This window comes from Neptuniibacter sp. QD37_11, assembly GCF_047778105.1.
Lineage (GTDB): Bacteria > Pseudomonadota > Gammaproteobacteria > Pseudomonadales > Balneatricaceae > Neptuniibacter.
Genome location: NZ_CP180552.1, coordinates 2,970,783 through 2,986,783, shown reverse-complemented (window position 1 = coordinate 2,986,783; position 16,001 = coordinate 2,970,783). Strand labels below are relative to the sequence as shown.

Sequence of the window (16,001 nt, the reverse complement as noted above, 5' to 3'; positions counted from 1 at the left end):
AAGGCCCGTTTTTATTTTCTGATGGAACTCTAGTTAAGCCACTTCCGTGCAACGACTGCGCTGCTTATTAGCTTGCTTACGTTTACGGCGAGCTTTTAGCCACGTGTAAAAGCCTAACAGTGATGTGCCAGAAATTGCCAAGATAAACAGGCTTATAACTCCATCTCTGCCATCCCGGCCTAGACCATCTGCAAAATGCCATTTATGTAGATAGCTAAAGATCCAGCTGTACACCTTATCTGCGTTATCTACTTTGACAGAAAGCACAGCATCTCGAGTATCGACGTAATAAGTCTTATCGGCATAATCTATAGCGACTACTGGCAGGCGTTTATCAATAAACCCATAGCTATGGTCCTCTTTGAAGCTATTAATAAGACGCTGATCTATCACTTCTGGCTGCTGGCCTTGGGTGCTAGATACTAGCTGTTTGGCGAAGTCGAACGGTCCTTCTGGTAGTTGTTCGCCTGATTGAGCATCTAACCATATACTGGGCTGTCTTGGTTGCTGAAGTTGCCATACAGCGCGCCTATCAAGTTCATGAAGTTGAGCATTACTGCTGTTAGGGAATTGAGCCTGTACTTTAGCTAAGCCAAAACTAATATCTGAAAGCGCGAGTGATTGATCGAGCGGTACGCCTCGAATTTCGGGCTCTAGCTTTTCTATAGTTCTGACCATACCGCTGAATACGAACATTAGCAGTGCGGCCGAAACTCCCACACCTGTCCAAGCATGGATCTTCTTAAGTTGAGCATTTTTACGCTGTTTTAATGGCAATACCGCAAACAGGTAAAGGCCACTGATACCGATAAAGGTTGAGATCAACATCATGCTGATGAACAGAGCGGTTCTAAGTGGGTTTTCCTGATCGATAAAGGCCCATACATGTAAGAAGTGGAACAAGGTCATAAACAAGCGACGAGAATCATCCGTAATTGTCGCAAGGCGGTCCTGACGGATATCCACAAATACACTTAAGTTGTCATCGCGCTCGAACTTTACTTCCCACACGGGTAACAATCTGTTGATTGATGGGTATTGCTGACTAAATTCCGAGATCAGTTTGATCTGCTTTATCCCTGCTGTTTCTTCTCCACTGTAATGGCGTGCTAGCTGTTCTGCATAGGCTAACTCTACCGCTGGTGCCGGTTTTGCATTCAGGGTTAAGAAATGTGATGGCTCAGAGCGATTTGCCCAGCTTTGGATATACCAGTTTTGATCAACCTTAACGGGGCGCAGTCCTGCTACTCTCGTCAGCTGAGACTCTTCGATTAAAGTTTCAATGCTGGGCAGATTTGCTGGCCATTGTGGCTGTGCATAAAAATGCTGCGCCATCTCCGGTGCGGTTAAACGCATTACCGGATGAAGAAGACCGCTTAGCCCAAATAGTAGTAAGGGCACGAGCACCAGCAGCGCAAGCCTCCGGTGCCAAAGGTAAAGCTTTGCTTTCATATCAGTGAACTCTACCAGTTATATTTCAGGCCAGCTTTAAGGGTGCGGCCTGTGCCAGGGTAGAAGCTCTCGCTGCCCCAGCTGTATTCGGTTTGGTAGTTGTATTGACGATCAAACAGGTTATCCACACGCCCAAACAGCATCAGCTCTGGTGTTAGTTCGTACTGACCTTTCAGGTTGAACAGGGTGTAGCTAGGCGCTTTTAGGGAGTTAGCATCGTCTTTCCAGTAGGACCCAATATGGTCGGCTTGAAGCTGAGTCACTAAACCCGGAACCGATACTGGCGACCAGTTGACTGTTACGCCGACTTTGTTGCGTGGAGCGCGCATGATTTCGTTGCCAGAGTAGTCAGTACCATCATTTACGTAGTCGATAAACTCATGCTTAGAGTGGCTAAGTGCTAGCTTAGTAGACCAAGAAGACGAGAAAACATAGCCAAGCTCAAGCTCGATACCTTGATGGCGAGTTTCGCCGGCATTAGTGCGGTAGGAGTCTCCGTTGTTGTCATCCGCTGATACGATGGCATCGTCGATCGTCATACGATAGATCGAAGCTGAAAGGGATAGATTCTCACGTTGTAAGCGGTAACCCAGTTCAACCGTTGTTGATGTTTCCTCTTTAACACCACCAACGAGTGAAGCACTATCACCACTCTTAAGGTTATACATTGTAGAAGCGGTTGGCAGACGGTTAGCTTGGGCAACACGGCCAAAGAAACCACTGTTATCATTCAGCGCGTAGTGGAAGCCAAGTTTAGGGTTCAGGCTAGTAAATTTATCCTTACGATCAGCCAGTTGACGGTTGCCGAAGCCATCATCATCGGTTTCAGCTAGATGGTTGTCTAATTCGTACTGGTTATAGTCGTAACGTAAACCCGCTTGTACCGTCAGAGCATCACCCAGCATTAAGTTATGTTGGATGTAAGGGGAGACGTTTTTGTAAGTAATATCCTGATCGCGGTATTCAAATCCAGCAGTGTAGCTTACTGGAGGCCCCCAACCGCCTGAGACGGTAATATCAATTGGCTGGTAGCTGAATGTTTCCGATTCAGAGTGTTCCAGATCCACACCAAAGATCGTTTCGTTGCCATTGTCGTGTGCCCAGTTACCTTTAGCTAACAGGCCAAAACTAGTAACGTTGCTGTCAGTTTTAGGCGTATATGAACGCCAAGTCGCAATGTAATCATTAGAGTTATAGCGAGCATAAGGGATAAAGCTCAGCGTTAATTGATCATTTAGGGCGTGAGTTAGCTCGAAGCTTAGGCGAGCAAAATCGCTGTCTCGTTCAGGATTAATTGCTTTAACCGCGTCGCTTAAACCTGATTGGGTGCGGTCTTTTGCAAGTTCTTCTGCATCTAAGGAGGAGGCCATCTCATCGGTCATCGTTGAGACTTGGAACTGTGTTTTTAGCTCCGTATCTTCATCTATTTCCCAAATGTGCTTTGCCAAAATCTCTTGGCGGTCACGGGCAGTATGGTCGCGCCAGCCGTTATCTTGGAAAGCTGATGCTGAGATCAGGAAGGCTTGGTCTTCAGCTATTTTGTCGCTGTGTTGTACTTTTATCTGTGCGTAATCATCTTCACCTGCCAGTACGCTTACATGGCCTTTAGGTGCGAAGGTTGGTTCTGCACTTAATACGTTGATCGTTGCTGCGACTGCACCCGAGCCGTACAGAGTGGTACCGGCACCTTTAAGTACTTCGATCTGATCTGCACTGGTATTGAAGCTCGACCAACGTAGGCCGTTATGGTTGAAGAATGCGCTGGATTGCAGAGGGATGCTGTCTTGCAGGAACAGGTAATAGCCATCGTAATTTAATGGCATGCGGATACCGGTGTTATGAGATGAACTGCCAGATAGCTGGTTAATCGTCACACCTGCCATCATTCGGGTACTGTCTTGTATATGTGCACCCTGATCCAGTTGCAATTGTTTGTCATCAACTGCGCTGACGCTGACAGGTAGTGAGTTACTCTCTTCATCTACACGGCTTGCAGTCACAACCATAGTTGAAGCGACTTCATCTGCAGCAAACACCGTCTGCGGAATGCTAGCAGTAATGACTGCAGCCGCTAGAGTATTAAGGGGGAACTTGATAGAGAGTGATTGTGACTTCATAACCCTGTCCAAACGCTAAAAATTTTGGCGCATGGTAACGATGGCTGAGCGGCTTGAGAATGTGACCAATTGTCGCTGAGGCAATCTGTCGCAGGGCTTTTCCCAGAGTTAACGCTCGCTCGAAGTTTGCCTAGTTCTCGTTAACTATCAGAGTAGATAGGCTCGAAATGAAGGGGTAACGATAGTTGCCCCTCAGAGCTTGAGTGACTTATCTCGTGAGGTTTATTTGGCAAGTAATGACTTGAGTAGCTCTACTGTTTCATCTGGATGCTCAAATGGAAAAAGATGGCCACCGTTAAAACCGACTAACCCCATATTTGGGAAGTTGCGTTGCCACCATTTAATGTCACCTGCACCAAACAGATCACTATGCTCTCCATAGATTACAGTCCCCGAAACCTGTTTTAGCCACTTGGGCGCATTGAGAAGAACATTGCGGAATATATCGGCTTCAATCTCCGGAGAGATACTTAGTTCTACACCATTGTTTGTTTCAGTTAGACCATGAGTGATGTAGTCATTAAAGCAGGCAGGGTGGAATGTTTTGAAAAGCTTTTTCTGGCTGAAATACTCTCGTGCTTGTTCACGACTATCAAATTTTGATCGACGTTTAGCAGCTCGCTGTGCCGGAGATACTTTGTCTATCAAGCCCATCTTTTTGATCAGCTTTATCAGGTAACGTTTGCGGCCGTTAAAAAGCACGGGATCAAACAATATCACCTGTTTAAACAGCTCAGGCCTGAGTCCTGCGGCAATTAAGGTGACCACAGCGCCAGCAGAATGCCCCATACCGATTACAGGTGTAGCTTTGTTTTGCTCAATATCTTCAATCAGCTCTTTGGCATAGTTGGTTAGATCACCATCTAATGGGTAGTCACCATGGCCCATTTTTTCGATATAGGTCACAGAGTACTCTGGCAACTGGTTAAACAGATATTGATAGCTACTACCTGGGAAACCATTGGCGTGACTAAATTGGATAGTGGTCATAATTCTATGCCTACTTAGGGTTGATTGATCATCATGCGGACCGTGTTTTTAGCGATATCGTTGATATCTTCACGATTGATATAGATGCCATCGTTGAACAGCCGACATAGACCATGGAGTGCGGCCCAGCTTGATTGAGCAATGCGTAAACTCGGTTGTTCAGGATCAAACAGGTTTTGTTGTTGCAGCTCTTTCACCCAATCCAGCCAAATATGAAAACTGTTTTTGGAAATGGTTTGTAACTCAGGTGTAGGCTCACCCGTTTTCCAAATTTCACGACCGTACATAAGATCGTAGGTTTCTCGTTCTTCATCGGCAAAGCGGATATAGGTGAGAACGTAATGCTCAAACAGCTCCACTGTTGATAAATCCTTTTTACACTCAGTAACCGATTTAACTAACTGATCTTGCTGGTGGAATCCTTGTGCAGCAATGGCACAAAGTAGCTCATTTTTGTCTTTGAAATGGTGATAAGGGGCTGTGCGAGACACACCGACTTTATCCGCCAGTTTGCGTATTGATAGGTTATCCACACCGCCTTCAGCGATCAGATCGGTCGCAGCTTTAAGCAGTGAATCTCTTAAATCACCGTGGTGATAGTTCTTCTTTGAATTCGTCATAGCTGAGGAATTTAGCAATCAATCTTGACAGTGTCAAAATTGGTGCGCTATCTTGTCTTTATCTTGACGGTGTCTAGTTTGATTAATAGATCATTTTTCATTCATAAAAATAAGAGCGATGTATGAGTTACCAAACCTTCTTATTACAGGTTGATCAGCAGATTGCGCACCTCCAGCTAAATCGTCCTGACGCTTGTAATGCCATGAATAAAGCCTTTTGGCAGGAGTTTCCAGAAGCATTAAGAGCACTAGATACAGAAGCCGAGGCGAGAGCCTTAGTTATCTCTTCCCAGGGAAAGCACTTCTCTGCAGGTATGGATCTAGAGATCTTTACTCAACCTGATCCGCAGATGTTTAACGGTGAAGCTGGTCGACGTGCCGAAGCGGTTCGCCGCTTGGTGATGCAGCTACAAACTTGTTTTAACCTGCTGGAAGAGATTCGTATACCGGTGATCAGTGCTGTACAGGGTGGTTGTATTGGCGGCGCTTTAGATCTGGTTTGCGCCACAGATATGCGTTACTGCACCGCCGAGGCTTATTTTACTGTTAAAGAAACCGAATTAGGCATGACGGCAGACCTGGGTACATTGCAGCGTCTGCCTCAATTAATCCCTTCAGGCCTAGCGCGAGAGTTGGCTTATACCGCTCGTAAATTGAGAGCTGATGAGGCGTTAAAAGTAGGGTTTGTGAACCGTGTTTACCCGACTCAAGAGACTATGCTTGATGATGTGATGGATATTGCCGCTCAGATCGCGTCGCAGTCGCCTTTAGCGGTAACTGGGTGTAAGCAGATGATCAACTATGCCCGGGACCATAGCGTTCAAGACAGCCTGAGTTATATGGCGACTTGGCAAGCAGGTATGTTTCAACCAGAAGATATGATGCAAACCTTCAGTGCCAAGATGTCTGGAAAGGCACCGGAATATAAATCGCTACGAAAAATAGCGGCGCCGTTTAGCGGCAAATAATATAGATAAGAATAATAGATGGGCATTTTAGTTTGCCCTTACGACAAGAGAAAAGACCATGAGTACAACTCCTTATCCACATCTATTACAGCCACTGGATTTAGGCTTTACCACTTTAAAAAACCGCGTGCTAATGGGATCTATGCACCTAGGTTTAGAAGAAGCACCAAATGGTTTTGAGCGTATGGCTGCTTTTTATGCAGAGCGTGCGCGCGGTGGTGTCGCTTTGATCGTGACCGGTGGTATTGGTCCGAACAAAGAGGGGGCAGTTCATGGTCATGCTGCGCAGTTGGCTACGGCAGAGGATGTGGATAACCATTGGTTGGTAACTGACGCGGTACATAAAGAAGACGGTAAAATCTGTATGCAGATCTTACATACAGGCCGTTATGCTTATAATCCGCAACCGGTTGCGCCTTCGGCTATTCAAGCACCGATCAATCCTTTCCCGCCTAAAGAGTTAAGTGAATCTGATATCGAAAACCAGATTCAGGATTTTGTGCGCTGTGCATCGCTTGCCAAAGAAGCCGGTTATGACGGCGTAGAGATTATGGGTTCAGAAGGGTATCTACTGAATCAGTTTATCGCCAGCAGAACTAATAAACGTGATGATGAGTGGGGCGGTGAGTACGAGCAACGTATCCGTTTTCCTCTGGAAGTTGTTCGCCGTGTTCGTGAAGCCGTAGGCACTGATTTTATTATTATCTATCGCTTATCGATGCTGGATTTAGTTGAAGATGGTAGTAGCTATGAAGAGATCATTGCTTTAGGTAAAGCGATCGAAGAAGCTGGTGCGACTATCATCAACACCGGTATTGGCTGGCATGAAGCGCGTATCCCAACCATCGCAACCAAGGTGCCGCGTGCTGCGTTTACTTGGGTAACAGCGAAAGTTCGTGAGGCGTTAAGCGTGCCGGTGATCACTTCAAACCGAATCAATATGCCGGATGTTGCTGAGGAAGTGCTGGCACGAGGCGACGCTGATATGGTCTCTATGGCACGTCCATTTTTAGCTGATCCAGAGTTTGTTGTTAAGGCCGAGCAGGATCGCGCAGATGAGATTAATACCTGCATTGGTTGTAACCAAGCGTGCTTAGATCATGTTTTTGTTGGCAAGTTGACCAGCTGTTTAGTTAACCCGCGTGCCTGTCATGAAACCGAACTCGTGATTATCCCTACAGAAAAGCCTAAAAAACTGGCTGTGGTAGGTGCAGGCCCAGCAGGCTTAGCTTTTGCAACAACAGCTGCTAAGCGTGGACACCAAGTAACGTTGTTTGATGCCAGTTCTGAAGTCGGTGGGCAATTTAATATCGCCAAGCGTATTCCGGGTAAAGAGGAGTTTTATGAGACGCTTCGATACTTTGCTAAGCAGGTCGAGATTACTGGCGTTGAACTCAAACTTAATACACGTGTTGATTCGGCGATGCTGTCAGAAGGTGATTTCGATGAAGTCGTATTGGCGACAGGTATCTCGCCGCGTACACCGGAATTAGAAGGTGTCGAGCACGCTAAAGTACTCTCTTATCTCGATGTGATGAGCGGTGCTGAAGTTGGCCAAAAGGTAGCTGTGATCGGTGCCGGTGGCATTGGCTTTGATATTTCGGAATATCTGATCCATCAGGGTGAATCAACCAGCCAGAATATCTCTGCATTTATGCAGGAGTGGGGTGTGGATATGGACCTTAATGCCCGTGGTGGTATTAAGGGGATGAAGCCAAGTTTTGAACCTGCGGCCCGAGAGGTGTACCTGCTGCAGCGTAAAAAATCTAAGGTGGGTGCTGGCCTGGGTAAAACCACGGGCTGGATTCATCGAGCGGATCTGGCTAAAAAAGGTGTGCGCATGTTGAATAAGTGCGAATACCAGAAAATTGATGATGCTGGTTTGCACGTATTGGTGAACGGTGAAGCGCAGCTGTTAGAAGTCGATAACGTTATTATTTGTGCAGGCCAGGAGCCTTGTCGCGAACTGGCAGATCAGATCAGCAACAAACCTGTTCACCTGATTGGTGGTGCTGATGTAGCCGCTGAGCTCGATGCAAAACGTGCCATTAACCAAGGTACAACGCTGGCGTCAGAGATCTAATTAATATGCCTATTACAAATCGATAATCTGGGAATAGATCAAACCAACTTTCTAGTCGGTGTAACCAGCAATCAGTTGATAGGGATCAATCACATAACTATTGGTTAGTTTATGCTGGAGTTAGGATCACAGTAAAAGGACTTTGACTGTATTGGACGTAAAGCAGTGAAAGGTTATCGAAGTTCCCATATAGGGCAACAATTTGGTTTGATGAGTGTGCTTAGCTTAATCAGCATGTTGTTGCTCTTTTATCTTTTCTATAGCGCCTTTAGCGATACCTTCTATGAAGAGAAAAAGCAGGAAAGTCGGGATTTAACGACGTCTGCAGTCTCTATGATAGAGGGATTCTATAAGTTGAGTCAGTCCTCTGAAATGACAGAACTGGAAGCTCAACAGCTTGCACTCCACGCATTGAAATCCTCTCGTAGTTTCCACGATGGTTATTACTGGGTGAATGACAGTTATGCCAATATGGTGATGCACCCTGAACGGCCAGATTTAATGGGTATTAACCTCGCTCAGGTTGAAGATATCAATGGCCTCCATCTGTTTTCAGAGTTTGTACGTGAAGCGCATAAAGGTGGTGGCTGGGTCGATTATTACTGGACAAAACCGGGTGTGGAGCGTGAAGTTTTTCACAAGGTCTCCTATGTTGCCCTGTTTGAACCTTGGGATTGGGTTATTGGTACAGGCGTTTATCTGGACGAGGTTGAGGCTAAGAACAATCGCTTATTTATCCAATCAATCGAACTGATTGTAGTGGTCTTCTTGTTGATGGCAATAGTATCCGTCATGTGGGCGAAAAGGAGCACTATCCTTATTCGTGATCTGGCGATTAAAGACCCATTAACAGGTCTCTACAGTCGCCGTTATCTTAACGAATCTGGCGGTAGTTTTATTAGTCAGGATCGACGCAATGAAAATAACCACCTCTATGTTTTGTTTTTGGATATAGACCACTTTAAACAGATTAATGACAGCTTTGGTCATCGTTTTGGCGACGAAGTTTTACATGAAGTTGGCAATGTTTTACTAGAGCATACTCGCCCAGAAGATCTGTGTGTTCGTTACGGTGGTGAGGAGTTTGTGATTCTGACATTGGCTCATCAATTTGGATCAGTGCATCGCCTTGCTGAACGGTTGAGGGCTCATATTAATGCTCTGGAGCTAACAGAAAATATTGATCTCACAGTTAGCGTAGGCATTGCTATGCGGGGCTGTGAAGAGTCGATGATCTCGGTATTAAATCGCGCAGACCAATACCTTTATGAAGCGAAAGAGTCTGGTCGTGATTGTGTGGTTTCAGAGTCTGTTTAAGCTTGAACGTTCAGGGAGTAATTCGAGTAAACAGCCCTATTATTACTTGCCTTATGGTTAATTCGATTACATATTAGTCGCCGCTTATTGATTCAAAGAAAGGGAATAAATCGTTATCAATGATGACAGGTATTAGTACTGAACTATGGGAATGTATTTAACAATAGCTGCTTTGATTGTTGCAGGTCTTTTTTTTGTTGGCATGATCTTAATTGATGCTTACTCCCAAGAAACGTATTTGAAAAGTAGGGAAAAGAACAATTTATACCTAGAGCTCACTGAGCAGCTGAAGCAAGGAACGTTATCGGCGGGGCCTGTATTCTCGGGAAGTGATAGTGTTGATCGTTATACAGCAGAGTTGTCATTTGAACAGGGGATGTTCAAATTTTGTTACCGTAAAAATAATATTGAGTTATGTGAATTACATCACCGATCTATTGAAATGTTGGAAGAACAGGTGACAGAGAAATCTAAGTTTGTACTCAGTGACTTCAATAAAAAAGCAGCCTAATTAGGCTGCTTTTTTAAAATCTGAGAATCGTTGCGACTTTAAGCCACGGTCTCAATCAGCTGTGGGAATTCAGTGCCAGGGTCGTTTGGAATCTGATCGGCTAGTCGAGCTTGTAGTCGCTGTTGTAGTTCCTGATCTTGCTGCTCATTAGCATCTTGAGGTTCTGGTGAATTTGCAGCTGGCGCTGCTGAAAATTCAGGTTCTGTGTTGTCAGCTGGACGATTACGTAGGCCTTCTTGCAGGTCTAGCGCAGACTGAATATCGATGCCTCGGAAACTCTCAACATCTTCACCGGTTTGTTCTGCTAAGAAATTTTCGATCTGTTGCTGTTGCGCTGCTTGGTCAATAGCAGGTTCGGCATTATTCGCACGATTCGTTCGTGTTTCTAAGCCGTTATCAACATTTTGGACTTGGCTTGTTTGCGGCAAGTCTTGATTAAGTTGCACCTGACCACCCTGCTCAGTACCTAGCGGAGCATTCACGGCTAAACCGTTACCCGCTGATTGAGCTGTGGATTCTGGCCCCGCTCCTCTTGGGGAGATAAGCGATTGTGCAGTGCTTAAGGCTGAAATGTTGTTTTCCATAATGCTGACCAAATTTCTGTGTTCTTAAAACAGATGTTCTTATAGCAAACTACGTACTGAGTTAGTCATTATAGCTGAGAATTGGTTCCCGTGTTGTGAAGCTTATTCATAATTTATGTCGAGATTATGTAAACCTGTCACTTTATCGACTAACGCTTTGCGAGATGCTGCTGTAAATAAGAGGCTTGTTGTTCACTAAGGTTCGACAATAAATTCTGTAACTCTTTGACCAACGCGCTATAGCCGGGTTTTTCCAGTGACTGCTTGAGATTAAAGCGGTAAGTGCTGATTACCTGTTCATCTTGTTTTATTTGCCAGTGCCCGCTTAAGACTGCTTCACCGGTTTCTGTGCCATGAAACTGATCTATTTGGGTGGCAATGCTGTAGTTCCAATCACTGTTGCGGCCGAGGGAACCATCGTCCACACGGCTGTTACTTAAACGTTGATCAAGTTCGTTGTGCAATACGCGGGTAATCGCTTGATCGGGTTGTTCCGCCCAAAGGTGTTGATTGGCAATGCGAATATGGTTTTCGCGAGTGAGCAAAGCAATCCCCGGTGTATTGATATATGGTGCTACTTTAACCGGCTGGATTCCGATGACTCGCTGATAGGTCTCTTTTACATAGCTTTGACTATCGCTGCTAAGAAGATAGTACTGACTCTGTGGATTGCTACTTTGTGATGCACAACCGCCTAAAACACCCAATAGAATCAGGCAGCCAAAAAGGTGGATAGTTTTATTCATTAGGTCGGCCTCCTGGGATTGGGTCCGCGCTTTTCGGAGCATCAAAAATCAGCGCATTAGGTTTTTCATCTAGTGTTTTCAGTACCGGTTGAAGCTGTTTCAGTGTTTGTTGCAGCGTATCTAATGAACGGTTCATCTCTTGGTACAGTTCACTTTGTGGGGCGATGCCTTTTGCTGCCAATCGAACTTCTTTTAAGGTTGCTTTTAACTCTTCTGGTAGGGCTTGGGTGTTGTTATTACGCACCAACGCCTCGATCTCTTTCAATGTGCTATTTAGTTGTTTAATAGCTTTTTCAGAGGTATTCAGTGTTGAATCCAACTGAGAAATGAGTGGTTCAACTTGTAGTTGTTCTATTTTGCTGAGTACCGCGCTGAGCTTGTTCTCTAGCTGTGCAAAGCCACCTGACACGGTTGGAATCACAGGGTAACCATCAAACTCGATAAGGTTGGCTGTTTGCTCTTCGGGGTAGAGGTCGAAATCGACAAATAGACTGCCCGTAATCAGATTGCCTGATTTGAGGCTAGCGCGCATACCTTGTTGTATCCAAAAGCGCAGTTTTTCATGAGCGTTATGCAGTACAGCTTCTTCATCGTCATAACCTAAACGCCCCGGTTCTAGACGAATAATTACCGGAATACGCGGGTCTGATTCACCGGTAATTTCAGCAATTTGGAAAGGAATACGCTCAACCGTACCTATACGCACTCCGCGAAACTCGACAGGTGCTCCGGGAACGAGCCCGCGGACCGTTTGATCGAATAGCAGTAAATATTCATTGTAAAAGGCATAAGGCTGTTCTTTGACGCTCTCAAAATCTGGGTAAAGTTGATAGCGATCACCATCCGCTGCCGCTTGGCCTTTGCTATCGCCATCAATTACATCAAATGTCACTCCACCTGCTAGAAGGGTATCTAGTGTACCGGTTTGTACATTTACGCCATCAGCCGAGAGATTGAGGTTGATACCGCTCATATTCCAGAAACGACTATCTGTAGTTACGAGTTGATCATAAGGCGCTTGGATAAATAGATCGTATACCGCTTGTTTTGCTTGAGTATCGAAGGTTAATTGTTCGATACGGCCGACAGGGAAACCACGGTAGATCACCGTATCACCCACACTGAGCGAGTGAGCATTATCGCTGATCAGTTGAAGTCTTAAACCTGGCTCTGATGCTGAGGTGACAGGCGGCTCTTCTAAGCCTGTGTACTTCGTTGATTTCTGTTTCCCTTCACCGGGACTCATCTCTATATACGCACCCGATAGCAATGTACCAAGGCCACTCACGCCACCAGTGCCTACGCGGGGTCGTACCACCCAAAAACGGGTGTTGTTTAGAAGGAGTGATTCAGCTTCGGGCTCGATCCGTGCTTTAACTAAAACGTTGCCATCGGCGTAATTGAGTTGGACTGATTCGACCTTGCCGACTTCAACGCTTCTAACTTTAATCTTGGTTTTACCAGCTTCTATGCCATCAGCAGTAATGAAGGTAATACTGACCAATTGACCACGGTTAGCCCAGTCCTGGTAGATCATCCAACCGCCCAGAAGCAGAGCGATCAGGGGCAATATCCAGATGCTGGAAATTGAGCGTTTAGCGGTGATAACCGGGGTAGGGTCTGTTTTCGAAGTAGACATAATTAAGTTGCGTCGTCCATTAAGTCGGTCAGAGGTTCTTGTCCATGATTGATGGCGCGTATTTCTGTGTCGCTCAGGTTATCCCATATTAAGCGGGGGTCAAAGCTGATCGCCGATAACATAGTTAAAATCACCACGCTGGCAAAGGCGATGGTAGCGATTCCGGGCTGGATACTGACTAGTCCGCCCAACTGTACCAGAGCCACTAATACCGCAACGACAAAGACATCGATCATCGACCAGCGACCAATCAGTTCAGTGATACGATACATCCACATCCGTTCAGTTAATTTGTGCTGATGTCCCGCTTGGACACTATAAGCCAACCAAAAGATCATTAGCATTTTAGCAATCGGAACCAAAACACTGGCGATAAAGACCACCAGTGCGATCGGGTAAGAACCATGCTGCCAGAGCAAAACCACACCGCCCATTATGGTGCTGGGATCTTCCGAGCCTAATAGGGTGGTATTCATGATCGGATAGATATTTGCCGGTAGATAAAGAATTACAGCAGTAATCAGGTATGCCCAGGTTTTCTGCATGCTGTAGGGGATGCGCGGATGCAGTTTACTTTCACAGCGTCGGCAATTTTTTTCGTTCGCTGGGTGGAGCAGATCACAATGATGGCAACTGATCATCTCTTGCTTCAATGCACTGCCTTCTGAGACTTGGACTTTTGCGCGTTCAATCCCGGCGCAATGATCTAGTTGATGCCACAACTGCAATTTGTCGACGGAGGTGATTGTTGCGATAAGGCAGATCGCAAAGAGCACATAAGCCCAGAACGACATCCCTATGACTATGTCAGCCATCCCCGCGATTTTAACCAGACTTACCAATACGCCGATAAGAAAAACTTCCGCCATGCCCCAAGGGTGCAGGGTAAACAGGAGTCGCGTGACTTGATACATCCATCGCCGACTGTGGTCCAGTTTTAACGGAATCAGAATAGCCAAATATGCACTTAGCAGTAGAGCTGGAATCAAGATAATAAAGCAGAGTAGTAATAAGGCGAGTATAGGAAAACCGAGTTGAAGTAGGTCGAACCCGCTCTGTGCTAGAGAGACTTCCTGTTCACGCCCTTGGGATTGAAAGGCTAAAAACGGAAATGGCAGGGAAAGAAATAGAAAGATCAGTGCGCTAATGGCAAACGCTATAGCACGATCAATGCTGTTGGGTACTTTTGCCGTCAGTTGATGCCCGCAACGTCGGCAGTGTGCTTTTAATCCTGGTGCTAGATCAGGAATCTCCTGAATCAGGTCACAGCAGTGACAGGCAACTTTTTCTACGGACATTGAAAAATATCAGCTCAATCTGATGGTTTCTTTGATTTTACCCTAAACGCTTTCATCTGCGAATTTCCTAATATCTACATAAATTTGGCGCTAATCGGTTCAAATTGGTAGGAATGAGCAGAGCTAGCTAATCTTAAAGGGATTGAATGAACTTTTCCTGAAGGGGCTTATGGGACAAGAGATCAGTTCTCATAAATTTAGTGAGCAGGCATATAGCCAATTCAGAACGCGCTTAATGGAGAATCTAGACGGGCTGAAATCGATGTTGAATCGGCCCGGTTTTGGTCGTGGGCCTTCATCCATAGGTGCTGAGCTGGAGCTGTATCTAGTAGATAAGCATGGGAGGCCTCTCAGTTTAAATCGCGAAGTGATTGATCGAAGTGGTCATAAGCAGCTAGCGCTGGAATTGAACCGCTTTAATCTTGAATACAACTTAAAGCCGGTTGCGGCTGCAGGCACGCCGTTCAGTCAGATGGAACAGGAGATGGTTGTTGCCATTGAATTGGTGAACCACCATTTATCTGCTGAACAAGGGCAAGCATTGCCTATAGGCATTCTACCGACGTTAAAGCGCAGTGATTTTGGTTTAAAAGCGCTCACAGATGAATCACGTTTTTACGCACTAACTCAAGCGCTACAGAAGTTGCGGGGCAGAATGTTCTGCATCAAGATAGAAGGTGACCCTCCTATTTCACTCCGCTCTCGGGATGTTTCATTAGAGGGAGCCAATAGTTCCATGCAGGTTCATTTCCGAGTGAGCCCCGAGCGTTTTGCTTGCACCTTTAATGCCCTGCAATTAGTGACGCCGGTAGTAGTTGCTTTAGCGGCGAACTCACCGTTTATGTTAGGGCATAAACTATGGCATGAGACACGTATACCCTTGTTCAGACAAGCAATTGATGGGCGTTCCCATGAAGAGTGTGATCGAGGCATTCCTTCCCGTGTCGATTTTGGTAATGGTTGGGTTCGTGAGGGGGCGTATGAGCTATTTGCAGAGATGGTGCATCTACATGAGCCGATACTGCCGGTAATTGGTGACGAAAATACCTTAGATATTATTAATAAAGGGGATGTCGCTTCGCTACAAGAGTTGTGCCTTCATGCCGGTACGGTTTGGCCTTGGAATAGGCCAGTTTATGATCACAAACAGGGTGGACATTTGCGGATTGAGCTTAGGGCTTTGCCCGCTGGGCCGACGCCTTGTGATATGGCCGCGAATGCAGCTTTTGCATTAGGAGTTGCCAAAGGGCTGCAGGAACAGATGGATGAAATTATCCCTGCAATGCCATTTAGCGTGCTGGTTAAAAACTTTTATTTGGCAGCTGAAAAAGGTCTGCAGGCGGAGCTAATGTGGCCAGTCTTAAGTCAGGCTGGTGGACTTAAAAAGTTAAGTGTTGCTGAGATTGTTCAGGAGTTGCTGCCCGTTGCTTATGCTGGATTAAATGCCTTAGAAATTGATCCACAAGAACGGGATCACTATCTAGCTGTGATCAAAGATCGTGTCGATACAGGGATCACAGGAGCCTATTGGCAACTGCGTGAATACCAGCGGTTATATAAAAAATTAAATCACAATCAAGCGCTTACTCAGATGGTGCAACGTTATATGACGTTGTCGGCCACGAATGAGCCAGTAGTGAGATGGTAGCTATTGTGGAGGCGCTTTATATGGAAGG

Annotated in this window: 13 protein-coding genes; 5 read left to right on the top strand and 8 right to left on the bottom strand. The window is 45.8% G+C overall.

Going from position 1 to position 16,001, the window contains the following annotated elements; all coding sequences use genetic code 11:
- Positions 1 to 33: 33 nt before the first annotated feature.
- The 4 genes from ACMXYT_RS13975 to ACMXYT_RS13960 all read right to left on the bottom strand — a co-directional run bounded on the left by ACMXYT_RS13975 (position 34) and on the right by ACMXYT_RS13960 (position 5,179).
- On the bottom strand, positions 34 to 1,452 hold the full coding sequence (locus tag ACMXYT_RS13975; protein ID WP_415899166.1) for a PepSY domain-containing protein: 1,419 nt from the start codon (positions 1,450 to 1,452) through the stop codon (positions 34 to 36).
- Between the two features lie 11 nt (positions 1,453 to 1,463).
- Entirely contained in the window at positions 1,464 to 3,569 is a 2,106-nt protein-coding gene (locus ACMXYT_RS13970; RefSeq protein ID WP_415911590.1) for a TonB-dependent receptor, read from the bottom strand.
- Positions 3,570 to 3,791: 222 nt separating this feature from the next.
- Positions 3,792 to 4,559: an alpha/beta fold hydrolase gene (locus ACMXYT_RS13965; protein WP_415899164.1), complete on the bottom strand. Its 768-nt coding sequence runs from the start codon at positions 4,557 to 4,559 to the stop codon at positions 3,792 to 3,794.
- A gap of 14 nt (positions 4,560 to 4,573) precedes the next feature.
- On the bottom strand, positions 4,574 to 5,179 hold the full coding sequence (locus ACMXYT_RS13960; RefSeq protein ID WP_415895144.1) for a TetR/AcrR family transcriptional regulator: 606 nt from the start codon (positions 5,177 to 5,179) through the stop codon (positions 4,574 to 4,576).
- Between the two features lie 122 nt (positions 5,180 to 5,301).
- On the opposite strand from ACMXYT_RS13960, the gene ACMXYT_RS13955 reads away from it, so the two are divergent.
- From ACMXYT_RS13955 to ACMXYT_RS13940, 4 genes are all read left to right on the top strand, one after another.
- Entirely contained in the window at positions 5,302 to 6,147 is an 846-nt protein-coding gene (locus ACMXYT_RS13955) for a crotonase/enoyl-CoA hydratase family protein (protein ID WP_415899163.1), read from the top strand.
- A gap of 58 nt (positions 6,148 to 6,205) precedes the next feature.
- The gene (locus ACMXYT_RS13950) at positions 6,206 to 8,230 is read left to right on the top strand and encodes an FAD-dependent oxidoreductase (RefSeq protein ID WP_415911589.1); all 2,025 of its coding nucleotides are present in this window, start codon (positions 6,206 to 6,208) and stop codon (positions 8,228 to 8,230) included.
- Positions 8,231 to 8,395: 165 nt separating this feature from the next.
- Positions 8,396 to 9,547: a diguanylate cyclase gene (locus ACMXYT_RS13945; RefSeq protein WP_415911588.1), complete on the top strand. Its 1,152-nt coding sequence runs from the start codon at positions 8,396 to 8,398 to the stop codon at positions 9,545 to 9,547.
- A gap of 145 nt (positions 9,548 to 9,692) precedes the next feature.
- Positions 9,693 to 10,058, top strand: coding sequence for a hypothetical protein (locus tag ACMXYT_RS13940; protein WP_415899160.1), 366 nt, complete (start codon positions 9,693 to 9,695; stop codon positions 10,056 to 10,058).
- A 38-nt stretch (positions 10,059 to 10,096) separates the two neighbouring features.
- On the opposite strand, the gene ACMXYT_RS13935 is transcribed toward ACMXYT_RS13940, so the two are convergent.
- The 4 genes from ACMXYT_RS13935 to ACMXYT_RS13920 form a co-directional block, all read right to left on the bottom strand.
- Positions 10,097 to 10,642, bottom strand: coding sequence for a hypothetical protein (locus ACMXYT_RS13935; protein ID WP_415911587.1), 546 nt, complete (start codon positions 10,640 to 10,642; stop codon positions 10,097 to 10,099).
- A 149-nt stretch (positions 10,643 to 10,791) separates the two neighbouring features.
- Positions 10,792 to 11,388: a membrane integrity-associated transporter subunit PqiC gene (locus ACMXYT_RS13930; RefSeq protein ID WP_415911586.1), complete on the bottom strand. Its 597-nt coding sequence runs from the start codon at positions 11,386 to 11,388 to the stop codon at positions 10,792 to 10,794.
- Entirely contained in the window at positions 11,381 to 13,027 is a 1,647-nt protein-coding gene (pqiB, locus tag ACMXYT_RS13925; protein ID WP_415899157.1) for an intermembrane transport protein PqiB, read from the bottom strand. The genes ACMXYT_RS13930 and pqiB overlap by 8 nt, the downstream gene beginning before the upstream one ends.
- Before the next feature lie 2 nt (positions 13,028 to 13,029).
- A complete protein-coding gene (locus ACMXYT_RS13920; protein WP_415911585.1) occupies positions 13,030 to 14,325 on the bottom strand; it encodes a PqiA/YebS family transporter subunit in 1,296 nt (431 codons plus the stop codon).
- Positions 14,326 to 14,494: 169 nt separating this feature from the next.
- Here ACMXYT_RS13920 and ACMXYT_RS13915 point away from each other — a divergent pair, with 169 nt between their 5' ends.
- The gene (locus tag ACMXYT_RS13915; RefSeq protein ID WP_415899155.1) at positions 14,495 to 15,973 is read left to right on the top strand and encodes a glutamate-cysteine ligase family protein; all 1,479 of its coding nucleotides are present in this window, start codon (positions 14,495 to 14,497) and stop codon (positions 15,971 to 15,973) included.
- Positions 15,974 to 16,001: the final 28 nt, after the last annotated feature.